Origin of the sequence: Agrobacterium salinitolerans (assembly GCF_027498475.1) — a bacterium.
Classification (GTDB): Bacteria; Pseudomonadota; Alphaproteobacteria; order Rhizobiales; family Rhizobiaceae; genus Agrobacterium; species Agrobacterium salinitolerans.
In genome coordinates this window covers 1-26,125 of sequence record NZ_JAPZLN010000004.1, presented here as the reverse complement: position 1 = coordinate 26,125, position 26,125 = coordinate 1, and the positions used below count along the sequence as shown (strand labels likewise).

18 protein-coding genes and 2 tRNA genes are annotated in these 26,125 nt (G+C 59.0%); 18 read left to right on the top strand and 2 right to left on the bottom strand.

What is annotated here, in order from left to right; genetic code table 11:
* Positions 1-8 precede the first annotated feature (8 nt).
* Complete coding sequence (locus O9X91_RS15310) at positions 9-1,001, top strand: sensor histidine kinase (protein ID WP_077985253.1); 993 nt, start codon at positions 9-11, stop codon at positions 999-1,001.
* A 67-nt stretch (positions 1,002-1,068) separates the two neighbouring features.
* On the opposite strand, the gene O9X91_RS15305 is transcribed toward O9X91_RS15310, so the two are convergent.
* The gene (locus O9X91_RS15305; RefSeq protein WP_077985252.1) at positions 1,069-1,443 is read right to left on the bottom strand and encodes a response regulator; all 375 of its coding nucleotides are present in this window, start codon (positions 1,441-1,443) and stop codon (positions 1,069-1,071) included.
* Positions 1,444-1,652: 209 nt separating this feature from the next.
* Between O9X91_RS15305 and O9X91_RS15300 the strand changes: the two genes are divergently transcribed.
* The 11 genes from O9X91_RS15300 (at position 1,653) to O9X91_RS15250 (ending at position 15,557) form a co-directional block, all read left to right on the top strand.
* Positions 1,653-3,107: a sensor histidine kinase gene (locus O9X91_RS15300; protein ID WP_077985251.1), complete on the top strand. Its 1,455-nt coding sequence runs from the start codon at positions 1,653-1,655 to the stop codon at positions 3,105-3,107.
* Complete coding sequence (locus tag O9X91_RS15295) at positions 3,104-3,541, top strand: response regulator (protein ID WP_077985250.1); 438 nt, start codon at positions 3,104-3,106, stop codon at positions 3,539-3,541. Before O9X91_RS15300 ends, O9X91_RS15295 begins: the two co-directional genes overlap by 4 nt.
* Positions 3,542-3,548: 7 nt before the next feature.
* Positions 3,549-4,583 carry a sensor histidine kinase gene (locus tag O9X91_RS15290; RefSeq protein ID WP_142914090.1) on the top strand — a complete coding sequence of 345 codons (1,035 nt, stop codon included), beginning with the start codon at positions 3,549-3,551 and terminating at the stop codon, positions 4,581-4,583.
* A 413-nt stretch (positions 4,584-4,996) separates the two neighbouring features.
* Complete coding sequence (locus tag O9X91_RS15285) at positions 4,997-5,842, top strand: outer membrane protein (RefSeq protein ID WP_269834068.1); 846 nt, start codon at positions 4,997-4,999, stop codon at positions 5,840-5,842.
* A 212-nt stretch (positions 5,843-6,054) separates the two neighbouring features.
* Positions 6,055-7,233: a phosphoserine transaminase gene (locus O9X91_RS15280; protein WP_142914088.1), complete on the top strand. Its 1,179-nt coding sequence runs from the start codon at positions 6,055-6,057 to the stop codon at positions 7,231-7,233.
* Positions 7,234-7,317: 84 nt separating this feature from the next.
* Entirely contained in the window at positions 7,318-8,913 is a 1,596-nt protein-coding gene (gene serA / locus O9X91_RS15275) for a phosphoglycerate dehydrogenase (protein ID WP_046799887.1), read from the top strand.
* A gap of 221 nt (positions 8,914-9,134) precedes the next feature.
* On the top strand, positions 9,135-10,220 hold the full coding sequence (locus O9X91_RS15270) for a Tim44 domain-containing protein (RefSeq protein ID WP_269834323.1): 1,086 nt from the start codon (positions 9,135-9,137) through the stop codon (positions 10,218-10,220).
* A gap of 473 nt (positions 10,221-10,693) precedes the next feature.
* On the top strand, positions 10,694-11,884 hold the full coding sequence (locus O9X91_RS15265) for an OpgC family protein (RefSeq protein WP_077985247.1): 1,191 nt from the start codon (positions 10,694-10,696) through the stop codon (positions 11,882-11,884).
* Between the two features lie 206 nt (positions 11,885-12,090).
* Entirely contained in the window at positions 12,091-13,287 is a 1,197-nt protein-coding gene (gene mnmA, locus O9X91_RS15260) for a tRNA 2-thiouridine(34) synthase MnmA (RefSeq protein WP_077985344.1), read from the top strand.
* Between the two features lie 135 nt (positions 13,288-13,422).
* Positions 13,423-13,499, top strand: a tRNA-Met gene (locus O9X91_RS15255).
* An 867-nt stretch (positions 13,500-14,366) separates the two neighbouring features.
* Entirely contained in the window at positions 14,367-15,557 is a 1,191-nt protein-coding gene (locus tag O9X91_RS15250; protein WP_269834263.1) for an IS481 family transposase, read from the top strand.
* A gap of 43 nt (positions 15,558-15,600) precedes the next feature.
* Here O9X91_RS15250 and O9X91_RS15245 read toward each other — a convergent pair.
* Positions 15,601-15,675: transfer RNA gene (locus O9X91_RS15245), tRNA-Gly, on the bottom strand.
* Between the two features lie 253 nt (positions 15,676-15,928).
* Here O9X91_RS15245 and O9X91_RS15240 point away from each other — a divergent pair.
* The 6 genes from O9X91_RS15240 to pbpC all read left to right on the top strand — a co-directional run bounded on the left by O9X91_RS15240 (position 15,929) and on the right by pbpC (position 26,052).
* On the top strand, positions 15,929-16,438 hold the full coding sequence (locus tag O9X91_RS15240; protein WP_077985246.1) for a prolyl-tRNA synthetase associated domain-containing protein: 510 nt from the start codon (positions 15,929-15,931) through the stop codon (positions 16,436-16,438).
* 54 nt (positions 16,439-16,492) lie between these two features.
* Positions 16,493-17,461 carry a thioredoxin gene (gene trxA / locus O9X91_RS15235; protein ID WP_142914325.1) on the top strand — a complete coding sequence of 323 codons (969 nt, stop codon included), beginning with the start codon at positions 16,493-16,495 and terminating at the stop codon, positions 17,459-17,461.
* Positions 17,462-17,531: 70 nt separating this feature from the next.
* Complete coding sequence (locus tag O9X91_RS15230; RefSeq protein ID WP_162520637.1) at positions 17,532-18,203, top strand: LON peptidase substrate-binding domain-containing protein; 672 nt, start codon at positions 17,532-17,534, stop codon at positions 18,201-18,203.
* 10 nt (positions 18,204-18,213) lie between these two features.
* Positions 18,214-18,402, top strand: coding sequence for a Trm112 family protein (locus O9X91_RS15225; protein ID WP_003497541.1), 189 nt, complete (start codon positions 18,214-18,216; stop codon positions 18,400-18,402).
* Between the two features lie 118 nt (positions 18,403-18,520).
* A complete protein-coding gene (locus tag O9X91_RS15220; protein WP_142914324.1) occupies positions 18,521-23,977 on the top strand; it encodes an alpha-2-macroglobulin family protein in 5,457 nt (1,818 codons plus the stop codon).
* Positions 23,974-26,052: a penicillin-binding protein 1C gene (pbpC, locus tag O9X91_RS15215; RefSeq protein ID WP_162520636.1), complete on the top strand. Its 2,079-nt coding sequence runs from the start codon at positions 23,974-23,976 to the stop codon at positions 26,050-26,052. Before O9X91_RS15220 ends, pbpC begins: the two co-directional genes overlap by 4 nt.
* Positions 26,053-26,125: the final 73 nt, after the last annotated feature.

Below are 26,125 nucleotides of genomic sequence, written 5' to 3'. Positions count from 1 at the left end.
TGCGGCGAATGGAAGCAGGCAAGCTTCTTCTCCTTGAGGACAGCTCGGTCGATGCAGAACTGATTGAGGACCAGCTTTCGCGTATTTCACCACCTCCGCTGGTGACCAGGGCGGTCGGCAAGGCGTCGTTCATAGAGGCTTTGGAAAAACAGCCGTTTGATATCATTCTTGCGGATTTCTCCCTGCCGGACTTCGACGGCATGGCGGCGCTTGACGTCGTCATGCAGACCCGACCCGATACGCCGTTTATCTTCGTGTCCGGAGTTTTGGGCGAGGATGCTGCGATCGACGCATTCCGGCGCGGCGCCACGGATTACGTGCTGAAGCAGCGGCTGGTGAGATTGCCGTCCGCCGTCGAGCGCGCGCTGGCGGAAGCGCGGGAAAAACAGGAGCGGAAACGGGCGGAGTTGCACAAGGAACTTCTTGTTCGTGAGCTGAGCCATCGCGTCAAGAACACCATGGCGATGGTCATATCCATTATCCGCAGAACGGCAAAAGGCAGCACGTCGATCGAGGATTATCAGGAACGGCTTGTGGCCCGCGTGAGTTCACTGGCGGAGAGCCATGCCCTGCTTTTTCAGAGTAATTGGGGCGAGACTGACCTCAGAGACGTCGTGAAGCGCGCGATCGAGCCGCATAATGTCTTTGCGAGCAGGGTCGAACTTGACGGTCCGGATGGCGTGCATGTGTCGCCAAAATCAGCTTTGGCGCTGGGAATGATCCTGCATGAACTGGCGACGAACGCGCAGAAATACGGTTCTCTGTCCGGCGCAAACGGAAAGGTCGAGGTTTTCTGGAAGAAGTTGCGTGACGGAGATGGGCGCAACCGTGTTGACCTAAGGTGGCAGGAAAGCGGAGGCCCGCCTGTTTCCGCGCCGAAGGAAACCGGCTTTGGAACGACCCTGATAACAAAAGGCGCGCAATACGAATTGCAGGCTGAAAGCGAAATTCGCTACGATCGCGGCGGCCTGAAATATCAGGTCCTCTTTCCCCTGGATTGAATCGCCGGATGAAAAGATGCCGGATGAAAAGATGAAGGTGGGGCGCCAAGCCGCGATCGGCTCGGCCCTAGTCGATCAGTGAAAACTCATTGGCCAGAACACGCGAGAGATTGTCGAAATCGCAAGGCTTGGAAACGACTGTCAGGCCGTCCAGCTGAGCCCGGACACCGGGTACTTCCGCATATCCGCTGCAGATGACGAAGGGAATGTTCGCCGCCTTGAGCTCTTCGATGACGGGGAAGGACAATTCTCCCCTCAGATTGAGATCAATGACCGCGCCGTCGAGATCGGTGACGTTTATTTTTTCGAGCGCGGCGTCAACATGGGAAACCGGCCCGACAACATTGACGCCGAGGTCGGAGAGAAAATCTTCCATATCCATCGCGAGAAGTGCGTCATCTTCCAATACGAGGATCTGTTTTCCCTGGAAATCGTAGCTCATTGTCACCGTATTCTCATTACTTCGGCCCCGCAGGCCGCTTTCAATCAACATTGCAAAACCCCTGAACCCCGCGCTGGTTCCACGGATCGATAAAAAGAAAACAGTCGCCTCCGGTGTTGTCATACTCTAGCTTGCACAGCTAATTTAGCGCCTACCGGGAATGTATTGCTGTGACTGGTTTTTCACCGTTTGCCAAACGAAGCCTTTTGATGCTGGCCGTGGGTGTTGCGATTTTGATTGGCATGGTCTCCGTGTCTTTATGGCTCGTCCAGGTGAACAACAGGTACTCACAGGAGACTGCGGAACTCCGACGTTTTCGTGCCGCGGTTTTCGATGTGCTGACGGCGATGCAGGACATTGAGACCGGGCAACGAGGATATCTGCTTGCCAACAACTCGGAATATCTAGCGCCTTATGAAGAGGCTCTGCGTACATTGCCGCAACGCCAGTCGAGACTCTTCGACCTGCTGAAGGAACAGCCTCAATATGCGCAGTCTCTTTCCGGTTTGAGGCGGGCGATCGAAGCCAAGCTGGCGGAGACAAGCGAAACCATTGAGCTGCAGCGCACGGGTCGAATCACGGAGGCAATTGAGATCGTTCGCAACAATGACGGCAAGCGCTTAATGAGCGAGATCAGAGGCATCTTGTCCAATCTGCAATCGAATGTCGACGATCGTTTGCGTGTCATTGTTAATGATCAGCTCGATGCCGCCAATACACTCCGATGGGTAACCGTGGGCGGCGCGCTTGCAATTCTCCTTGTCGTCGGCGGTTCGATCTTCCTTGTCTTCACCTATATCAAGGCTCTGACCCGGTCTCGGGAGGATGTTGACGAGCTTAACCGGAATCTGGAGGAACGTGTAGAAGGCAGGACACGCGATCTCCGCCGCGCCAATCAGGAAATCCAGCGCTTCGCCTACATCGTTACACACGACCTGCGGGCGCCGCTGGTAAATATAATGGGCTTTCTCTCCGAGTTCGACACCTCGCTGAAGTCGGTGAATGCTTATGTCCTTGCGGATGGGAAAACCCTGGCCGACGACGTCGTCCGCGAGGCGCGGTTGGCGGTGGAAGAGGATATTCCCGAGGCTATCGGCTTTATCCGCTCATCCACCCGCAAAATGGATCAGCTGATCAACGCGATCCTTAAAATATCCCGCGACGGCCAGCGCAAGCTGCAGCCCGAGAAGGTCGACGTAGAAACATTGCTCTTGTCACTTTCCGAGACGGTACGCCACCAGATCACGGCGAACGGCGGCGAGATCGATGTCGACACGCCGAAGCTGACGATCGTGACCGACCGCATATCCCTCGATCAGATTCTCGGAAATCTGTTCGACAATGCGGTGAAATACCAGATGCCTGGTCGTCCGCTGCGGCTGACGGCGCGCGCCTATCCGGCCGGGCGTGGTGCGATCTGTATCGAAGTCGGCGACAATGGGCGCGGTATCGGTGAAAAGGATCTCGAAAGGGTTTTCGAACTCTTTCGCCGGGCGGGCAATCAGGACCAGCCGGGAGAGGGTATTGGCCTTGCCCATGTTCGTTCGCTAATCAGAAATTTAGGAGGTGACATTAGAGTTGAGTCCAAACTCGGTGAGGGCAGCACGTTTTTCCTGCTGCTGCCGAGTGACCTCAGACGAGTGACGAAGGAAGGCGACACATGAAAGCGACCGGTCAGGAAGTGACGATCGTGATGATCGAAGACGACGAGGGCCATGCGCGGCTGATCGAAAAGAACGTGCGGCGGGCCGGCGTGAACAACGAGATCGTGCCGTTTACGCTCGGAGCTGAGGCGCTTGACTATATACTGGGCGAAAGTCGAGATGGCCTTGTCAGCAAAGACCGTTATCTTCTTGTCCTGCTCGACCTCAATCTCCCTGACATGTCGGGCATCAACATTCTCGAGCAGATCAAAAGCAACGAATACACTCGTCGTTTGCCCGTCGTGGTTTTGACAACTACCGATGACGAGACTGAAATTCAGAAATGCTATGACCTGGGCGCGAATGTTTACATAACCAAGCCGGTCGATTATGAGGGCTTCGCGACTGCCATCAAAAATCTTGGCCTGTTCTTTTCCGTAATTCAGATACCTTGAAGGCACGATGGCTCTGCGCGTTTTATATGTCGATGACGACCCGGCTCTGGCCCGGCTTTCGAGCCGCGTTCTTGGTCGCCACGGAATGGAGGTGGTTCATGCCGCCTCCGTGGCGTCCGGACTCGAGCTTTTTCAAAACGGGCAGTTCGATATCGTCGTTCTCGACCATTATTTCCAAACCGCGACGGGCATGGAATTTCTCGCCGCTATCGAGACGATACCGGCGCGTGTTCCCATTCTTTATGTGACGGGGTCCAACGAGGCGCAGATCGCCATGGATGCGCTCAGGGCAGGTGCCGCCGACTACGTCATCAAGAATGTCGGAGATGATTTCTTCCCGCTTCTGCTCACAGCCATTAATCAGGCATTGGAAAACCATCGCCTGCGCCAGACGAAGGAGGAGGCCGACCGCTTGCTGGTGAAGGCCAAAGAGCACGCGGAAATGATGGTGAAAGAGATGAACCATCGTGTCGCGAACAGTCTCTCACTGGTTTCCGCCATGATCCGACTGCAAATAAATACCCTGAAGTCGCAGGAAGCAGAAACCGCGTTGCTGGAAACGCAGAGCAGGATTTCGGCAATCGCCGGCGTTCACCGCAGCCTCTATAACACCGCGAATGTGGGCCTGGTCTCTCTCAATTCCTATCTGACCTCGATCATCGGCGATCTGTTTCAGGCCGTGCCCGGCTCTTCCTCCATCACTGTTGAAACGTCGCTGTGTGAGGTCGATTTGAATGCGGACCATGCCGTTGCGCTTGGCGTCATCATCACAGAACTTCTGACCAACGCGCTCAAATATGCCTACCCCGATCAAACCGGCGCCGTCCGGGTCAATCTCTCTGAAGAGAATGGGCAATTCATTCTGGTTGTGGAAGATGACGGGATAGGGTCGAACCCGCACATATCGCCGAAGGGCACAGGGTTGGGCACGAAACTGATCATGGCGATGGCGCAGAACATCGGCGCCCGTGTCGATCAGACACACACCCACCCGGACCGGAAGGTGGGTACGCGTTATACGATGAGTTGGAGCGAGAGATAGGGGCGGCGTTCTCGCCGGCTGTCCCAAGGTTCGCTTCCGTCATCGTGCCGTCCGGCGCATTCAGCACGCCAACCTGGCGGAGCTTTGTCACGATCTCTTCTGCCTTGAGCGGCTTTTCGCTGCCATTTTGTCAGGGGGCCGTCTGCCTTCCGTGCAAAGAGAGATGCCGAATTTTGTAAGGCTTTCATCCATAACCGGATCAGCGCAATAGCTTTTGCACTTCCTTAACCTATGCGTTTTAGGGTTAAGAAAGCGCAAACCGTATCAGTGTGTTTACCATTTTCAGTAACGATTGTTGTAATACAGGTTTCCATTTTAATCGGGACTTAACCATTTTACGACAATCTTCATGACTGAAGAATTCACTGGCATCTGACGCCGAAACCGCATGTGTCTCTTCTGGAGTGGAAGTCATGAAAAACGCCCTGGCCGGATTTCTGGCCGTCCTGCTGACCGGTACCAGCGCCATCGCTGCCGATCTCTATCAAGCCGAGCCTGCCCCTGCTTATGTCGATGCACCCGAAGTGACCGTCACCCAGGCGAGTAGCTGGTACCTGCGCGGCGACGTCGGTTATTCCTTCAACAAGCTGCGCGGCGCGCATTATTATCAGGGTGGCCCCGGCGGCTATCTCGCGGATTTTGACACCGCGACGATCAAGGATAGCTATGTCATTGGCGCCGGCGTCGGTTATCAGTTCAACAACTATTTCCGTAGCGACGTGACCTTTGACTATATGGGTAAGTCGGATTTTCGCGGCTCCACGAGCGGTTTCTGCGGTTCCGTTCCCGGTCGCTGCGTCTCAGAGGACCTTAGCTCACTTCGCGCCTATACTCTGATGGCGAATGCCTATGTCGATCTCGGCACTTATGGGCGGGTGACGCCTTATGTCGGTGGCGGTATCGGCGGCTCCTACGTCAAGTGGGATAAGCTGCGCAACACATCCTGCAGCATCAACGGCCTGGGTTGCGACCCGACCACCGAACATGGCGGCAAGGGCAAATGGCGCTTCGCCTACGCCCTGATGGCCGGCGCATCCATCGATGTCACCTGTAACCTGAAGGCCGATATCGGCTATCGTTTCCGCCACATCAACAAGGGCGATATGTTCGCTTATGAAAATGGCGGCGGTCCGGGCCGTGACAAGGGCCTTTATTCGCACGAAGTGCGCGTCGGCGGCCGTTATGTCTTCAACGGCTGCGATACCGCGCAATACATGCCGCCCGCCGATATTCCGCTGCAGCCTGCCGTTTATAAATAAACGTCACGCCCTGCTGGTAGTTTCAGACCGTCCGCATCCTCCGGGTGCGGGCGGTTTTGTTTTACCGGCACCTGACGCGGCGCATGACGCATATGGACCAAGATTCTTCTGCGTAGCGACATATTCCGCTTGACTGGGATGGGCGACAGGAATAGCAACGGCGTCAGGACACTCCACCCTAACGTGGAGCGCCTATCTGGAAGGGTAGTCAAATGACAGATATCGTGAAACCGGACGTCCGTCCGGGCAATACGCATTTTTCCTCTGGTCCCTGCTCGAAGCGTCCCGGTTGGTCGCTAGATGCTCTCTCCGATGCGCCGCTCGGTCGCTCGCATCGCGCCAAGGTTGGCAAAGCCAAGCTGAAGCAGGCCATCGATCTCACCCGTGAAGTTCTGAACGTTCCTGCCGATTATCGCATCGGTATCGTTCCCGCATCCGACACCGGCGCCGTTGAAATGGCGCTATGGTCGCTGCTCGGTGAACGCGGCGTCGATATGCTCGCCTGGGAAAGCTTTGGCGCTGGCTGGGTCACTGACGTCGTCAAGCAGCTGAAGCTGAAGGACGTCCGCAAATTGGAGGCCGATTACGGCCTGCTGCCGAACCTTGCCGAAGTCGATTTCGACCGTGACGTCGTCTTCACCTGGAACGGCACGACATCAGGCGTTCGCGTTCCCAACGCCGATTTCATTCCCGCCGACCGCAAGGGTCTGACCATCTGCGACGCCACTTCGGCAGCCTTCGCGCAGGACATGGATTTTACGAAACTCGACGTCGTCACTTTCTCCTGGCAGAAGGTTTTGGGCGGCGAGGGCGGCCATGGCGTCATCATCCTTTCGCCCCGTGCCGTCGAGCGTCTCTTGAGCTACGCACCCGCATGGCCGCTGCCGAAAATCTTCCGCATGGTCTCCGGCGGCAAGCTGATCGAAGGCATCTTCACCGGCGAAACCATCAACACGCCGTCCATGCTCTGCGTTGAAGATTATATCGACGCGCTGCTGTGGGCGAAGAGCCTCGGTGGTCTCAAGGCGCTGATCGGCCGTGCCGATGCCAATGCCAAGGTTATCTACGACTTCATCGAGAAGAATAACTGGATCGCCAATCTGGCCGTCAAGCCGGAAACCCGCTCCAACACCTCCGTCTGCCTGAAGATCGTCGATCCCGAGGTGCAGGCATTGGATGCTGCCGCACAGGCCGATTTCGCCAAGGGCGTCGTCGCCCTGCTCGAAAAGGAAAATGTCGCCCTCGATATCGGTGCTTACCGCGACGCCCCGTCCGGTCTGCGCATCTGGGCTGGCGCGACCATCGAGACGGCCGATATGGAAGCCGTCATGCCCTGGCTCGCCTGGGCTTACCAGACGCAGAAGGCAACACTTTCCAAGGCTGCCGCCTGATTTCGATACCGGCCCTGCGTTGATGCAGGGCCGCCGATTTCCCGTTCTCAAAAACCACCCCCCTTTTCAAGGAGCCCGTGAACCATGGCACCTCGCGTACTTGTATCCGACGAATTGTCGGAAACCGCCGTCCAGATTTTCCGTGATCGTGGCGTCGAAGTCGATTTCCAGCCGAAACTCGGCAAGGACAAGGACAAGCTGGCTGAAATCATCGGCAATTACGATGGTCTTGCCATTCGTTCGGCCACGAAGGCGACCGAAAAGCTGATCGAAGCCGCGACCAACCTCAAGGTCATCGGCCGCGCCGGCATCGGCGTCGATAACGTCGATATCCCAGCCGCCTCGCGCCGCGGTATCATCGTCATGAACACGCCCTTCGGCAACTCCATCACCACTGCCGAACATGCTATTGCGCTGATGTTCGCAGTTGCCCGCCAGCTTCCGGCAGCCGACAGCTCCACGCAGGCCGGAAAGTGGGAAAAATCGAAATTCATGGGTGTCGAAATCACCGGCAAGACGCTCGGCGTCATCGGTGCCGGCAATATCGGCTCCATCGTCTGCTCGCGTGCACTTGGCCTCAAGATGCATGTTCTTGCCTATGACCCCTTCCTGTCGCCGGAACGCGCGCAGGAAATGGGTGTGACCAAGGTTGAGCTGGACGAACTTCTGGCCCAGGCCGATTTCATCACCCTGCACGTGCCGATGACCGACAAGACGCGCGGCATCCTGAACGCTGAAAACCTCGCCAAGACCAAAAAGGGCGTGCGTATCGTCAACTGCGCCCGTGGCGGTCTTGTGGATGAAGCGGCCCTTGCCGAAGCCATCAAGTCCGGCCATGTCGCCGGCGCCGGTTTTGACGTGTTCGAAGTCGAGCCCGCCACCGAGAGCCCGCTTTTCGGCCTGCCGAATGTCGTCTGCACGCCGCATCTCGGTGCTTCCACCACGGAAGCGCAGGAAAACGTCGCCCTTCAGGTTGCCGAGCAGATGTCGGATTATCTGGTCAAGGGTGCGGTTTCCAACGCCATCAACATGCCGTCGATCACGGCTGAGGAAGCGCCGCGCCTGAAGCCCTTCATCCGTCTGGCGGATGTTCTCGGCTCCTTTGTCGGCCAGGTGCAGGAAAGCGCCACCAAGGAAATCGAAATCCTTTATGATGGCGCAACCGCCAACATGAACACCAAGGCACTGACCAGTGCCCTGCTGGCCGGCCTGATCCGCAGCCAGGTTGCGGATGTGAACATGGTTTCGGCCCCGGTGATGATCAAGGAAAAGGGTATCATCCTTTCCGAGGTCAAGCGCGACAAGACCGGCGTTTATGACGGCTATATCAAGCTGACGGTCAAGACGGAAAACCAGATCCGCTCGGTTGCCGGCACGGTCTTCTCGGATGGCAAGCCGCGCTTCATCCAGATCAAGAACATCAATATGGATGCGGATGTCGGATCGCACATGATCTACATCACCAATACCGACGTTCCCGGCATGATCGGCTTCATGGGTACCACGCTCGGCGAGGCTGGCGTCAACATCGCCAACTTCCAGCTCGGCCGTGAAAAGGAAGCCGGCGACGCCATCGCGCTGCTTTATGTCGACGGTCCGGTTTCCGAAACCGTGCTCGACAAGCTGCGCGCCAACCCGGCGATCCGCCAGGTCAAGCCGCTGACCTTCAACGTCGACTGATATCGTTCCTCCCAAGGGGACAATAAGGCCCGGCGCAGGGGAGACCCTGTGCCGGGTTTTTCGTTTATCCAGTGTCTGTTTCGTCGCAGAATATATGTGACTATCGCATTGGTTGTATATCACGAAAAATTTAAGGCAACTGCTCTAAAAATGATGATCATGAGTTGCTATATCGCCTGCTGACATGCCGCTCATGGGAGGGCGGCCAACAGGAGATAACGATGTTTGCTGCCTTTCGGCGCTTCAAGGGTTTGTTCGCAGTCGTCGCGCTTGGTATCGCGGTGTCTTTCGTGGCGGTTGATATGGCGGAAGCGCGTCGCGCCAGCGGCGGTTTCGGCAGCCGCGGCACGCGGACCTATTCCGCTCCGCCTTCGACCAGCACGGCACCCGGCCAGACCGCGCCGATAAACCGCAGCATGACTCCCAATACCAATCAGGCAGCGCCGAGCGCTGCTCAGCCGGCCCGTCCCGGCGCGCAGGCGCCGCAGCAGAGCCGCGGCCTGTTCGGCGGCATGATGGGTGGTTTGATGGGCGGCCTCTTGATGGGCGGTCTGTTCGGAATGCTGCTGGGCGGCGGTTTTGGCGGCATGGCCGGTTTCTTCGGTATGCTGTTGCAGGTGGCTCTGATCGGCCTTCTGGTCATGCTCGCCATGCGTTTCTTCGCCTCGCGCCGTCAGGGCCAGCCCGCTTACGGTGCGGCCGGTGGATCGCAGCGTAGGGATCATTCCGGTTCTTCCTATAATGGCGGTTCGCAGCCGGGTTCTGCCGCATCCTCCTTCAAGATTCCGAAGATCGGCGCGCTGGCCGGCGCTGCGGGCGGCGTGGCCGATGCCGCAACGGCAAAGCCTGCGCCTCATGCCCCCGCGCCTCATGCCAATGCCATGTCGGAAGGCGATGAAATCGGCATTACCCAAGGCGATCTCGAAACTTTCCAGAAAATGCTGGAAGACGTGCAGGCCGCCTATGCCGCCGAAGATTATGGCACATTGCGCAAGCTGACGACGCCGGAAGCCATGTCGTATCTCGCCGAAGAACTGAGCGACAACGCGACCAGCGGCGTGAAAAACGACGTGCGCGATGTGACGCTGCTACAGGGCGATGTTGCCGAAGCATGGCACGAAGAGGGCCAGGATTATGCAACGGTGGCTATGCGCTACTCCGCCATCGACGTGATGCGCGACCGTACCTCCGGCAAGGTGATCGAAGGTGACGAGCACCAGCCTTCTGAGGCGGTGGAAATGTGGACCTTCGTCCGCCGCCCCGGAAACGATAACTGGCAGGTCGCCGCTATTCAGGCGGCCGCCTGACGAATCGTAGCTTATTTAACAAATAAAGGCCCGGCGGTTCTCGTTACCGCCGGGCCTTTGCTCGTCACGCTCGCGGAAAACATGGTTACGCCGACGCTCGCTCGGCTAAGGGACAACAAGATGCGGTCAAAAAAACGACTGATAAATCTAACGGGTGATATTTCACGCGGCCATCGGCGGTGAACTCCGCTTCGTCCTGCTATGCAACGTTTTTAGCCCTGTTTGTCGCGACATGTTACCCGCGCATGGCTCTTCCGCTTCACGCAATTGCCTTTTTTCATTCATCCGGCATTCAGTCCCGGCGTCCTAACCACAGGGCACACACATCGATGTGACTTTTCGCGCCGGTTCTACACCGCTTTGGAAAGGGAACCTGAGGCGCGAAACAGCGTTGACAATCCATACCCGGCCCCTCCCAAGCCGGGCTGGATGGCCGGGCAATGCAGGCCCTGCGAGAACGGAGAGCTATCGAGATGAAACGCTTTGACCTGATCGACGGGATGCGTGGTTACTTCCTCGTCTTCATGCTGATCAACCATCTGGTGTTTGCCGGCGGCTTTTGGCTGGTGGAAATCAATCACCGGCAGTTTGCTTTTGTCGAGGACGCGCAGGGCTTCGTGTTCCTGTCCGGCCTGCTGATCGGCATGGTTTATGCGCGCAAGATGATGAAATATGGCTATGACGCCGGCAAACAGATGATCTGGAACCGGGCGATGGAGCTTTATCGTTATGCCATGGGCCTTGTCATCGCCGTGCTGTTTTTCCGCATGGTCATCCCGCATGCGCCTTATATCTGGTACAACTGGCTTGGCATGACGTCGTTCGACGATCCGCTGCGTCTCGCGGCGATTGCGACATTCCTCTTCCAGCCGACCTTCATGGATATTCTGCCGCAATATATCGTCTACATGATCTTTGCGCCGGTTCTGGTGAAGCTTTGTCTGGATGGCAAGTGGGCCTATGTCATGGCCGGCTCCCTGCTGGTCTGGATGGCAGGCCAGCTTGGCCTGCAGCAAATTGTAACGACCCCGCTCAACGAACTCGTCAAGGGGGCGGATGAGCAAGGTATCCGTGTCAGCTTCAACCTGCTCGGCTGGCAGCTGGTATTCTATTCGGCGCTGGTAATGGGCGCGATGACGGCGCAGAACCGCATTCCGTGGAAGGCGATCTTCTCGCCTGAGCGTACATGGTTGCCGAAAGCGGCGCTCGCCATCTGCCTGTTCTTCATGCCGCTGCGCATCGCCACTGCCTGGGGCCTGATGCCGGATTTCATGATGGGCAAATTCTCTACCATGGAAATCCGCGCCGATTTCGGCCCGGTCTATCTCATCAACTTCCTCGCCGTCGGCGTCGGCTTGACCTGGCTGGTGATTGCCGGTCCGAAGCACCACCGTCCGCTCGTGCGTTCCATCGCCGAAGGCGTCATCTGGGTGCTGTCGCTGAAGTTCCTGCAATTGCTCGGCCGCCATTCGCTGCAGGTCTATGTCTGGCATGTGGCGATCGTCTACGGCGTCTATTATCTCGACGGCCGCACGGCAGAACTGTCGCAGCTCAACAAGACGCTGATCGCCGTCACGGCGATTGGATTGCTGGCCTTGCCAGCCCTGTGGCGGGAGCGCGACAAGTGGTTCGGCAGCAGCGGCCAGAAGACGGCTGGCGCCTGAGGGCCGGGTCACAGCCCGAATCTGACGGCTTTGCGGGGCGGTTTTCCGCCCCGTACTTGCGTGCGCGGCCATTCCTTTCTATATGCAGCCCTTAAATCCGCAGGATGATGAGACAGGACGGCCAACGAATGGCCAGGTTTCTCGCGACGGATGACCGACAGGCGGCGGGGCCTTTACCCCCGTTATGACTGACGATGGGAAAAAACGTGAATACGCTCGATTTTGACAAGAGGCCGGAAGATACCCGGATCGTTGTCGCCATGTCCGGTGGCGTCGATTCTTCTGTGGTGGCCGGTATCCTCAAGCGTGAGGGCTATGATGTCCTCGGCATAACTCTCCAGCTTTACGACCACGGTGCCGCTGTGCACCGCGCCGGCTCCTGTTGCGCCGGGCAGGATATCGACGATGCGCGCCGGGTCTGCGAAACGCTCGGCATTCCCCACTACGTTCTGGATTACGAAGCGCGGTTCCGCGAAACCGTCATCAACCCCTTTGCCGAAGCCTATGCGATGGGCGAAACGCCGATCCCCTGCGTGGCCTGCAACCAGACGGTAAAATTCGCCGATCTGCTCGCCACCGCGCAGGAACTGGGCGCCGATGCGCTGGCGACCGGTCATTACATCCGATCGCGCCCCAATCCCGTTGCCGGCCAGCCGGGGCGGCGTGCGCTCTATCGGCCGATCGACAGCGACCGTGACCAGAGCTGGTTCCTGTTTGCAACCACGCAGGAGCAGATCGATTATCTGCGCTTTCCGCTCGGCGGCCTCTCCAAGGCCGAAACACGGGCGCTGGCGGAAGAGATGGGGCTTGTCGTCGCCAAGAAGGCCGACAGCCAGGACATCTGTTTCGTGCCGCAGGGCAAATATACCGATATCATCAACAAGCTGAAGCCGAACGCGGCATTGGCGGGCGATATCGTTCATCTCGACGGCCGTGTGCTCGGCCGCCACGATGGTATCGTGCATTATACGATCGGCCAGCGCCGTGGTATCGGTGTCGCGACGGGGGAGCCGCTTTATGTCGTGCATCTCGATGCGCGCGGCCGCCGGGTCATCGTTGGCCCGCGTGAGGCGCTGGAAACCCGCCGGGTCTATCTGCGTGACATGAACTGGCTGGGTGACGGCGAACTGGCCGTCGACGCCGGGCAGGGCTTTGCCTGTTTCGCCAAGGTGCGCTCCACCCGCCCGCCGACGGAAGCGGTGCTGCATGCGGACGAAAACGGCATCTATGTCGATCTGATGACCGGGGAGGCCGGTGTCGCTCCTGGACAGGCCTGCGTGCTTTATTCCGCGCCGGGGGCCGATGCCCGCGTTTACGGCGGCGGTTTCATCGAACGGTCGGAACGCTCAGTGGATGCCGAGGCGTCGCTCAAGGCGCTTCTCGAAAAACCGGTTGCCGCCTGAAACCATTCGCTTTTTGCCATGATGCGGAAAGCGAATTTTTTGCGCATCTTGCGCTTGACACTTTGGGGAGCGGCACCTTATAAGCCGCTCATCCTGATGGAACGGCCGGTCACATGACTGTCACGTTTCCCCTGTGGCGGGGTAGCTCAGGTGGTTAGAGCAGCGGAATCATAATCCGCGTGTCGGGGGTTCAAGTCCCTCTCCCGCTACCATTTTCCTTGATCTGAAAAATCCAGACCGCACCGTTCTGCGCCCGTATTTCGTTGCTTTTCCGAGGCGGAGAAGCGATTGATTCTGCCAGCAAGTTTCGCCCAAAAAAAGGGAAACCCGCTTACTGCAAAAATGCAGCCAGCGGGTCTCAACCTCTACCCCCTCCCACAAGGGCGGCTGCACAAAAGCACATTGAAAGAATTATGGCAAGATCAAGGCGACCATATTGTTGCTGTTGACGGTCCTGTTCGCCAATTTAGCGGCGGATGGCAGAGCGTGACCTGTTCCGTGTGCCGTTCGTAAGGGGAGCGATAGGACACGATATTTTCGGTGCAGTTCATTTGTACGGGATTGGAAGAGGTATTTTCGTTCCGCTGCGGTTGATGATGTGTTTTGTGCGGTAAAACCCGTTCCTCACGATAAACCGTGGTATCGGCGGCATGCGATGTGCCGGGTATCGACGAGGCGGCGAATGCGGCGATCAAGAGAATTCTTCTGGGATATGCGGACATGGCTCTTCCCCACGTTGAACAACGCAGGAGAACGTGCTGTTCACATAAGCTGTTCCAGCGACATCGGCAAAAAAATGCCCGCTCAAGGCGGGCAATCAGAGGGGAACTGAGGTTAGGAGCCTCGCGTCTGAAACGGACATCTTCCGCATAAGTTCCGCTTGCGGAATAATTTCCGTCGCGCTCTGCGGATAAGCGGCTGCGAAGGCCAAATTTCAAGCCGCACGACACGGAACGATGCGCCGCGCGCGAACGACTATATTTAGAAGACAATTCTATCTTTAGATGTCCGACTTGAGAGATAGGTGACGTTTTGTACCGGAGACATGGGTAACACTTTTCGCTTTGCGGGAGGTGTTGATGCCGTGGAGAGAGACTTCGGTTATGGAAGAACGTCTACGCTTTGTCGCCCGTTTGCTGGAGGGCGAAGGAATGAGCGAGGTGTGCCGGGACTTCGGCATATCGCGCAAGACCGGCTACAAGATATTCTATCGCTACAAGGACGACGGGCTTGAAGCTCTGACGGACCGCTCCCGGCGTCCGGTGCGCTACGCCAACCAACTCCCCGATCCCGTCGAGGCAATGATCGTGCGCCTCAAAAAGGAGAAGCCTCATTGGGGTGCGCGCAAGATCCGCGAACTGCTGGTGAAAAAGCTCGCTGGCGACGTCCGTATTCCGGCGAGCAGCACCGTACATGCGGTGCTCGACCGCCATGGCCTTGTGCGCCAGGCCCGCAAGAGGAACCGGGCAAACAAGGCCATGGGCACCACGCTGTCGCAAGCCGTCAATGCCAACGATCTGTGGTGCGCCGACTTCAAGGGCGAGTTCAAACTTGGGGATGGCCGTTATTGTTACCCTTTGACCGTAACCGATCAGGCATCCCGCTATCTATTGGCTTGCGAAGCCTTCGAATCGACACGAGAGCAAGCCGTGATCGAAGCCTTCCGCCGCCTGTTTGCCGAACATGGCCTGCCTCAGGCGATACGCTCGGACAACGGGCTACCTTTTGCCTCACCAAACGGGCTGTACAATCTGTCGAAGCTGTCGGTTTTCTGGTTGAGGCTTGGGATAGCGATCGAGCGCATCAAACCGGGCCATCCACAGCAGAACGGCCGGCATGAGCGTATGCATCTGACATTGAAGAAGGAGGCAACTCGCCCACCCGAACGTAGCCTTCTCCAGCAACAGGTACGCTTTGATGCATTCGTCAGCGAATTCAATGGCGAGAGGCCGCATGAGGCGATCAGCATGAAAGTGCCTGCTGATCTCTATACCGCCTCTTTGCGCCCCTACCTTGGCCTGCCGGAGATCGATTATCCCTTCCATGATCGAGACATCATCGTCACCAATTGCGGACGCGCCTGCCTCTTTCGCAAGAAGATCAATATATCGACCGTACTGGCCGGACAGAAACTGGGATTAAAGGAGGTGGAAGACGGCATTTGGCTCGTCAGCTTCATGCATTACGATCTAGGATATATCGACCTGGAACAGAGAACGCTGCAAACAATCGACAATCCGTTCGGCACGAGATTGTCACCTATGTCTTAGGTACAAACTGTTACCTATGTCTCCGGTCTGGACATTGGGAAACTGGAGCGGGCGAAGGGATTTGAACCCTCGACCCCAACCTTGGCAAGGTTGTGCTCTACCCCTGAGCTACACCCGCTCAAATCCACCGGTCCGGGGTAGTTCGCTGAACCGTGGGCCGCCAAGCGGCGACGGGCGCTATATCGCTCAATCGATTTTGGAATGCAACAGGGAAATGACAAAAACGCGAAAATTTCTTTGAGAAATGCGACAAGCGGCGGAAATGATTGAGAATTTTTCATCTCGTTGTTTTTTCCTGCGTTGCCAAGCGTCGGTTGCCCGCTTAATCAGGAAACAAGGATTGTGGAATCGGCAGAGACAGGCGGCAGGATATGGCGGAAAATTCCCGGAAGACGGCAACGGAGCTGTTCGAGTTTCTCGACGGACTCGGCATTTCCCACAGTACGAAGCAGCACGAACCGGTGTTTACCGTCGCCGAATCCCAGTCGCTGCGCGACCTCATTCCCGGCGGCCATACAAAGAACCTCTTTGTAAAGGACAAGAAGGATCAGTATTTCGTTCTGACCGTTGAGGAAAACGCGGTCGTCGATCTGAAAAGCGTTCACAAGACCATCGGTGCGGCAAGCCGTGTGTCCTTTGGCAGACCGGAAAAGATGCTTGAATATCTGGGCGTCGTGCCGGGCTCGGTGACAGTGTTCGGCGCCATCAACGACACGGACAGGCAGGTCACCTTCGTGCTCGACAGCGATCTTCTGGAAAACGAGTTGGTGAACGGCCATCCGCTTTCCAACGACCAGACGACAACGATCGCGTCCAAAGATCTCATTCGCTTTCTCGAGGCAACCGGACATGCGCCGCTTGTCTTGAAAGTCAGCGAGTGAGATACGATCTTTGCTTCAAATAAGCCAGATGACAGAAGTTTACGGGAGACCGGCATGAGCGGCGACAATAATCCTTACGGCGGTTCCTATAGCGGGCAGATGACTGCAAGCGCCCATCATAATGGCGAGCTGAACGGTGCGGCCTCTGGCCACATCAAGGACACCACGACGGCGGCTTTCTCCAGGGACGTTCTAGAGGAATCGCGTCGCCAGCCGGTACTGGTGGATTTCTGGGCGCCCTGGTGTGGCCCGTGCAAGCAACTGACGCCGGTGCTCGAGAAGGTCATCAACGAGGCGAATGGCCGCGTGAAGCTGGTGAAGCTGAACATTGACGATCACCCGTCGATTCCCGGCCAGCTCGGTATCCAGTCCATTCCGGCAATCGTCGCCTTTGCCGACGGTCGGCCCGTGGACGGCTTCATGGGCGCCGTGCCGGAAAGCCAGATCAAGCAGTTCATCGAGAAGATCGCCGGGCCTGACGCGGGCGACCCCAAGGCCGAGATCGAGGCTGTTCTGACAGAGGCCAAGCAGCTTCTGGCGGATGGCGATTTTAATGGGGCTGCGCAGCTTTTCGGCGCCGTCATGCAAGCCGATCCGGAAAATCCGGCAGCGATTGCCGGTATTGCCGAATGCATGATCGCTGCCGGTCAATATGAGCGGGCAAGCGAACTGCTCTCTTCGCTGCCTGCGGAACTCAACGAAGATGCGGGCATTCAGCTCGTTTCGAAAAAGATCGCGCAATATGAGGAAGCCCGCAAGATCGGCGACCCGGTGGCGCTGGAGCGCGAGCTCGCGCTCGATCCTGATCGTCACGAGGCGCGGGTGAAGCTTGCCAAGGTGCTGAATGCTCAAGGCCGGCGCGACGAGGCCGCGGACCATCTGCTACACGTCATGCGCAAGGACCGGACCTTCGACGATGACGGCGCGCGCCGCCAGCTTCTGGAGTTTTTCGAGGCCTGGGGCTTCAAGGATCCGGCAACCGTTGCCGGCCGCAGGAAGCTTTCGGCGATACTGTTTTCGTAGTGCGGGCATATCCCAGCTGTGGCGGTCGATCCGCCGGCCGGGCAGCAGTGAACAGGGGGGCGTGATTCCCATGCATGTCGGAAATGCGAGATATGTGAAGAACGACGATCTGCCGGAAACCGTGCCGGTGTTTCCATTGCCGGGCGCGCTTCTTCTACCGGAAGGCCATCTTCCGCTCAATATTTTCGAGCCCCGATATCTCGCGATGATCGACTGGGCATTGTCCGGCCATCGCATCATCGGCATGGTGCAGCCCGCCCTGCATGTCATCGAGGCGGGGCTTGAGGGCGGTCCGCTGAGCGCGGTCGGATGCCTCGGTCGCATCACGTCCTTTTCTGAAACCGGTGATGGCCGTTATATCATCTCGCTCACCGGCGTGTGCCGTTTCCGTCTGTTGGAAGAGGTGGAGGCGGGCAAACCCTATCGCAGCTTCCGGCATGCGCCCTTCATCGCCGATCTTTCCGGCGAATACGATGAGGATGCGGTGGACCGTGAAAACCTGCTGCGGGTATTCCGCTCGTTTCTGGAGGCCAACCAGCTGGAAGCGGATTGGGAAAGCGTGGAAAGGGCGGGCAATCGCGTTCTCGTCAATTCGCTTTCCATGATGTCGCCTTTCGGGCCTGCCGAAAAGCAGGCACTGCTGGAAGCGCCTGATCTGAAGACGCGGGCCGAAACACTGATCGCCATCACCGAGATCGTCCTCGCCCAGGGATCGGGCGAGGGCGGCAACGTGCTGCAATAGGATCGCCGCCATGGACGACAGGATGAGCAATGTCGATCCCAAGCTCCTGGAGCTTCTGGTCTGCCCTTTGACGAAAGGGCGCCTTTCCTATGACCGCGCCCGCAATGAGCTTATCTCTGAAAGCGCCAGGCTTGCTTATCCGATCCGTGACGGTGTGCCGATCATGCTGATTTCGGAAGCGCGAAAAATAGAAGACTGACCTTCCCGCTTAGCCGCCTTCGCACATTGCGCGTCGCGAATTGACGAAGATGCGTTGACAACCATGCGTGGATTTGACCAGAGTCCCGCCCGACATGTCTGTTGCGGGGAGAAAACTGATGTCGTTGCGCGCGCTCGTCCGGATTTCGCTGGTTGCGGTTTCCACCGCCCTGTTTTTCCCGCCAGCCATGGCGGCGGAGCCCTCCCGCAAGGTCGTTACGACCCAAAATGGCGATTATTTCGGCTTCGATCTGAGGACGGAGCAGAATGTCTCGCTGGAGCAATGCGGCGACATTTGCGTCGGCGATACCGCCTGCAAGGCCTTCACCTACAATCCCAAGGTGAAATGGTGCTTCCTCAAATCGGATTTCAATCAGCTGAACGCCTTCCCTGGCGCAGTTGCTGGCAAGATTGTGGAAGTGGCCACGGAAGCCGATATCGGCGCGCCGCAGCGCCTGTCCTTCGTGACCGACAGCCTGCAGCAGGAAGCGCGCCGGCTGAAATCCGGCCTTGCGGCGAATGAGGGCGAGGGCGAACAGGGCCTGGAAGCCCTTGTGCAGATCGCGCGGCAGCAGGCAGCAGCAGGCAATATTCCCGATGCCGTCACGACCTACAAACAGGCCCTTGCTATCACGCCTGACGATGGCGCGCTCTGGGCGGCATTGTCGGAAAAGGCGGCGCAGGTTACTGATAATTATTCCATTGCCGGGCAGGCGGCGTCTGCCGCCATCAATGCCTATCAGCTGAGCCGCACGGTCAGCGCCCGCACCGAGGCCCTGAACCGGCTGGCGAAGGCTTTTGAGCGAACCCAGAATTATCGCGCGGCGCTCAGTGCTTATAAGGAGAGCCTTGCACTTACCGACAATGCGCAGACAAAGGCGGCCTATGCCGATCTGCGCACGCGTCAGGGTTTCCGCGTCATCAACAATACCGTGGATACGGACAGTATCAGCCCGCGCGCCTGCGTGCAATTTTCCGAGCCGCTGGTGAAGAACGGTGTCGATTATTCCTCGTTCGTCACGCTGGACGGGGCCGCTCCCAAGGCCATCGAGGCGAAGGGAAGCGAGATTTGCGTGGAAGGCCTGACCCATGGTCAGCGTTACAAGATCGCGCTTCGCGCCGGCCTGCCGTCTTCAGTGGAAGAGCCACTGGAAAAGCAGGTCGATCTCGATATTTATGTGCGTGACCGCGCCGCCAGCGTTCGCTTTACCGGCGAGAATTTCGTGCTGCCGGGCACGGCCCGCCGCGGCATTCCAATCGTTTCTGTCAATGCCGACAAGGCGGACCTGAAGCTTTATCGCGTCGGCGACCGCAATATCACCTCGCTTCTTTCAAACTCGCAGTTTCTGACGCAAATGGACGGCTATAATGCCGACCGCATTCAAAACGAGATCGGCGAGCTTGTCTGGCAGGGGTCGATCGATATCCAGCCCGATCTCAACAAGGATGTGGTAACGAGCTTCCCGGTGGATGAGGCCCTGCCGGAGCGCAAACCCGGCATCTATGTGCTGACCGCCGTGCCGCCGGGCGTAGCACCTGAAACCTGGGATTCCCGCGCCACGCAATGGTTCCTTGTCTCCGATACCGGCATTACCACCTATGCCGGCACTGACGGCCTGAATGTCTTCGTCCGCGCCCTCGGCAGCGCCAAGCCGCTTGCGGATGTGGATTTGCAGCTGCTTGCCAAGAATAACGAGGTGCTGGGCACGGCAAAGACCGACGCGGATGGGCGTGCGGTGTTCTCGGCCGGCCTGATGCGCGGTACCGCGGCACAGGCGCCGGCAATCCTGACGGCGCGCAACGGCGACAAGGATTACGTCTTCCTCGACATGACCCGCGCCGGCTTCGATCTTTCGGATCGTGGCGTGACGGGCCGTGCAGCCCCCGGCGCCATCGACGTGTTCAGCTGGACCGAGCGCGGCATTTACCGCGCCGGCGAGACCGTGCACGCCGCAGCGCTTGCCCGCGACGTCGACGGCAAGGCAATCGAGGATCTTCCGCTCACCTTCATCTTCTCGCGCCCTGATGGCGTCGAGGACCGGCGTTTTGTCAGCGATGGTAAGGCACTGGGCGGCCATTCGGTCGATCTGCCATTGCAGGCAAATGCGATGCGCGGCACCTGGACTTTGCGCATCCACACCGACCCGAAAACGGCTGCGATCGGCGAAAAGAGTTTCCTCGTCGATGATTTCGTGCCTGACCGGGCGGAATTCGACCTCTCCAGCAAGGCGAAACAGATCGATCCGGGCGCGGAAACGGCCATCGACGTCGATGGCCGTTATCTCTATGGCGCGCCCGCCGCCGGCCTGACGCTGGAAGGCGAGATCGCCATCAAGCCGACGCGCACCAGCGCCGATTTCGAAGGTTATTTCTTCGGTCTGGCCGATGAGGAAAGCGAAGAGGAAAACCGCACCACGCTGGCCGATCTGCCTGATCTGGATGAAGAGGGCAAGGCGAGCTTCAATGTCGATCTGACCGATCTGCCTTCCACTACCCAGCTTCTTTCGGCCAACATCACCGTGCGCATGCAAGAGGCCGGGGGCCGTGCCGTCGAGCGCTCGCTGACGCTGCCTATCAAGGCGGATGCGCCTGTCATCGGCATCAAACCGCAATTTTCCGGCGATCTCGCTCAGAATTCCGTTGGTCGTTTCCACATCATTGGCGTCAGTGCCGACGGCGCCAGACAGGCGATGAATGGCCTGACCTGGAAACTCATCAAGGTCGAGCGGAACTATCAATGGTATCGTCAGGGTAACTCCTGGCGTTACGAGCCGGTGGAATATACCAAGCAGCAGGAAGCCGGCACGCTTTCGGTCGATGCCAATGGTGGCGAGATTTCCGTGCCTGTCACCTGGGGCCGCTACCGGCTGGAAGTGGAGGGCGCCGGCAATGGCGCGCCGGTTTCCAGCGTTGAATTCGATGCCGGTTTTTATGTCGAGGCAAGCTCGACGGAAACGCCGGATGCGCTGGAAATCGCGCTCGACAAACAGAGCTACAAGATCGGCGATACGGCTAAACTCAAGATTTCGTCGCGTTTTGCCGGCGAGTTGATGGTAACTTCTGGTTCAGAAAAGCTGATTTCCGTTCAGAATGCCGAGATCGGCGCGGATGGCGGCGAGATCGATATTCCGGTCACCGAGGAATGGGGCGCGGGCGCTTATGTCACGGCCACGCTGTTCCGCCCGGGCGATGCGCAGGAAAGCCGTATGCCGATGCGCGCCATCGGCATCAAATGGCTCGCCGTCGATCCGGCCGAGCGCAAACTTGCCGTCACGCTTGGCGCGCCGCAGAAAACGCTGCCGCGCCAGCCGCTTGAAATTCCGATCACGGTCGCCGGCGCTGACGTGGGCGAAAAGGCTTATGCCATCGTTGCGGCAGTCGATGTCGGCATATTGAACCTTACCCGCTACGAGCCGCCGAAGCCGGATGAATGGTACTTTGGCCAGCGTCGGCTGGGACTGGAAATCCGCGACCTTTACGGCCGCCTGATCGACGGTTCACTTGGCGCCACCGGCCGGCTGCGCACCGGCGGTGACGGCGGACAGGTTGCTCTTCAGGGCAGCCCGCCCACCGAAAAGCTGGTGGCTTTCTTTGCCGGTCCGGTCGAACTTGACGCTGACGGCAAGGCGACAGTCAGCTTCGATATTCCGCAGTTCAACGGCACGGCCCGCATCATGGCGGTGGCCTGGACGAAGACGGGTGTCGGCCATGCGGTTTCCGATGCCGTCATTCGCGATCCTGTCGTTGTCACGGCCAGCGCGCCGAAATTCCTCGCACCCGGCGATGTGTCGCAATTGCGGCTCGATATCGCCAATACGGATGGCGAGGCCGGTGATTACCGGCTGGATGTGACCAGTAATACGGCGCTGACGGTCGATCAGGGCGAGATGTCGCAAACTCTCGCGCTTCAGAAAGGCGGTAAGTCGTCGCTGACAGTGCCGCTGACGGGCGAACAGCCCGGCAATGGTGCGATCACCATCAAAGTCTCCAATGCATCGGGTGTCTCGCTGGAGCAGGTGCTGAATGTTCCGGTGCGCCCGGCCGTTCTGCCCGTTACGACGCGGCGCGAAATCAAGATCGCGCCAAATAGTAGCCTGACCATCAATGGCGATTTATTGGCTGACAGCATGCTGCTCGGTTCTTCGGTCGCGATCAATGTCACCCGCTCGCCTGCCTTCGATATTCCGGCGCTGGTGATGATGCTGGACAAATATCCTTATGGCTGCGCCGAACAGACGACGAGCCGGGCGTTGCCGCTGCTTTACGTCTCGGAACTGACGAAGGATAGCGGCATGACTGAGGACCCCGATACCCGCAAGCGGGTGCAGGAGGCGATCTACCGCGTGCTGTCCTTCCAGTCGAGTTCCGGCAGCTTCGGTCTCTGGTCGCCCGGTTACGGCGATCTGTGGCTCGATGCCTATATCACCGACTTCCTGACCCGCGCCCGCGAGCAGAATTACGATGTGCCCGAAGCCGCCATGGTACAGGCGCTGAACAACCTGCAGAACGGCCTGTCCTATGACAGCAACGTCAAGGATCGCGGCAACGAGATCGCCTATTCGCTCTATGTGCTGGCGCGCAACCGCAAGGCGGCGATCAACGATCTCAGATATTACGCGGATACGGCGCTGGCCGATTTCGCCACACCGCTCGCCAAGGCGCAGGTTGCTGCCGCCCTTTCGCTTTATGGCGATCAGGCCCGTTCGAAGAGCGTGTTTGGTGCTTCGCTCGATATGGCAAGCCGTACCACCAATGTCAGCCTCGCGCGTGCAGATTATGGCTCTGCCCTGCGTGATGGCGCGGCGACGCTGGCGCTTGCGGCGGAAAGCCGTCCGGTTCCGGCCGTCGTGCCGCAGCTTGCCGGTGCCGTGGCCAAGGAATGGAAAAAGAAGCCCTATACCAGCACCCAGGAACAGGCATGGATGCTGCTGGCCGCCCGCGCCGTGAAAGGCGAGGACAAGGATATTCGCCTGGATGTGAACGGTGACTTGCAGACCGGCGGCTTCGGCAAGCGGATGAGCGGCGATGAATTGCTGGCCGCCCCCTTGAAGATCGCCAATACCTCGGCCGATCCGGTCACGGCTGTCGTCACCACGGTGGCGCCGCCGGCGCAGCCGCTTGCCGCAGGCGGCGAAGGCTTCACCATCACCCGCACCTATTATTCCATGGATGGCGAGGAGGTGAACCCGAGCGAGGTGATCCAGAACGAGCGTTATGTCGTGGTGCTGAATGTGGTGCCGCAGAATAACTGGCAGTCGCGCATTCTGGTGACTGACCTGTTGCCTTCCGGTTTCGAAATCGACAATCCGAGCCTCGTCAATTCGGCAGCGCTTTCGAATTTCGACTGGTTGCCGGAAACGGAAGCGGCACATACCGAATTCCGCTACGACCGTTTCGTGGCGGCTTTCGACCGCTCGGCCGGCGACAGTTCGGAAATTGCGCTGGCCTATGTGGTCCGCGCCGTCACCCCAGGCACCTATGACCACCCGGCAGCTTCGGTTGAGGATATGTACCGGCCGCAATTTGCCGCCCGCACGGCAACCGGCCGCATGGAGGTGCGCTCGGCGAACCCATGAGGCGACGCAAGGCGATCATTGTCGGCATCATGACGGCCGCTCTGCTTATGGGCGGCGCGGCCTTCGGTCTCGATGCGCTGGACAAGGCCTATCCGCCGCCGCTGGACGCTGCGCAGCAACGCTCCTTCGAGGTTCTGGACCGCGACGGCAAGCTTTTGCGCGCTTTTGCGACACCCGATGGCCGCTGGCGACTGAAAACCACGGCGGCCGAAGTCGACCCACTGTTCCTGCGCATGCTGGTGGCCTATGAAGACCAGCGTTTCTATGAGCATCACGGCGTCGATCCCTTCGCGCTTTTGCGCTCCGCCTGGCAATTGGTCAGCAACGGCCGGATCGTTTCCGGCGCATCGACGCTTTCCATGCAGGTGGCGCGGCTGATCGAGCCGCGCGCCGATCGGTCGTTTTCGGCGAAATTCCTGCAGGCCGCGCGCGCGCTCCAGATTGAGAGGCGACTCACCAAGGCGGAAATCCTCGATCTCTATCTGAATATCGCGCCCTATGGCGGCAATCTCGAAGGCGTTCGCGCCGCAAGCCTCGCCTGGTTCGGCAAGGAGCCTGGCCGGCTCGATACGGCGGAGGCGGCCCTATTGGTGGCGCTGCCGCAACTGCCGGAAAAGCGACGCCCGGATCGTTTTCCGGAGGCGGCGAAACAGGCGCGCGAGCGCGTATTGCAACGGCTTGCCGTCGAGCGCGTCGTGGGTGAGGGGGAGGCGGAACGTGCGGCTCTTGCGAATACGCCTTCCAGCCGGCGCGATCTTCCGGCCTATGCGCCGCATATGGCCGTCGCCGCGCGGGTGAAATTCCCAAATACTGCCGCGGTGCGCTCTACGCTGAAGCTGCCGATCCAGCGGGAGCTGGAGGGTGTCGCCCGCCATGCTGCGGAAAAGCTCGGCGACAGGGTCTCCGTCGCCATCGTCATGGCGGATGCGCAGAACGGCGATATTCTGGCGGAAGTGGGGTCGGCGGACTATCTCGATACGGCAAGACGCGGTTTCGTGGAGATGAGCCGGGCCATTCGCTCGCCGGGCTCCACCCTCAAGCCATTCATCTACGGCCTTGCCTTCGAAGACGGTCTTGTCGGACAGGAAACCATCATCGAAGACCGCCCGGCCGACTTTTCCGGCTACAGGCCGCGCAATTTCGACATGCATTATCAGGGCGATGTCAGCATCCGGCAGGCGCTGCAACTGTCGCTTAACGTTCCTGCCGTCAAGCTGCTCGATGCGGTCAGCCCCTCGGCGCTGATGGTGCGGTTCCGGCGGGTGGGCGTCAAACTCGCACTTCCCGCCAATGAAGCGCCCGGGCTTGCCATCGCCCTTGGCGGCGCGGGTATTTCGCTGGTCGATCTGGTGCAGCTTTATGCGGGGCTTGCCGGCGGCGGCGATCCCGTGCGCCTTGGAGACGGTGTCCGCTCCGCCCCGGAACGGCTGGAGAGCGACCGTTTATTCTCCGATGCGGCGATCTGGAACATCTCCGACATCCTGTCCGGCGTGCTGCCGCCGCTCGGCATGAAACAGCGCGGCATCGCCTACAAGACCGGCACCAGCTATGGCTATCGCGATGCCTGGTCGGTGGGTTATGACGGGCGGCATGTAGTCGGTGTCTGGGTCGGCCGGGCCGACAATGGCGCGGTGCCGGGCATTGCCGGTTATGCGACGGCCGCCCCGATCCTGTTCGAGGCCTTCGAGAAATCCGGCGTGGCGATCACGCCGATGCCGGCCGCACCTTCCGGTGTCGCGCGGGTGGCGGTCAATGACCTCCCCGCCAATCAGCGGCGTTTCACCACGACGGCCAGCGGCCTGCTTTCCGCTTCAAGACGTGAAAGCGCCCCGCGCATCGTTTACCCGCCCGAGGGCGCGCGTGTGGAGCTTTCCGGTCAGTCAGGCATCTCGCCGCTGGTGCTGAAGCTGCAGGGCGGGCGGGCACCTTTTCGCTGGCTCGCCAACGGTTTGCCTTTGCCGAATGCGTCCCATCGTCGCAACAGCGAATGGCGGCCCGAAGGTCAGGGATTTTCCACACTCACGGTGATCGACGCCGACGGACGTGCCTCGAGCGTGCGGGTTTTCGTCGAGTAATTCGCAGGTGTCCGACTTGAGAGATAGGTGACGTTTTGTACCGGAGACATGGGTAACACTTTTCGCTTTGCGG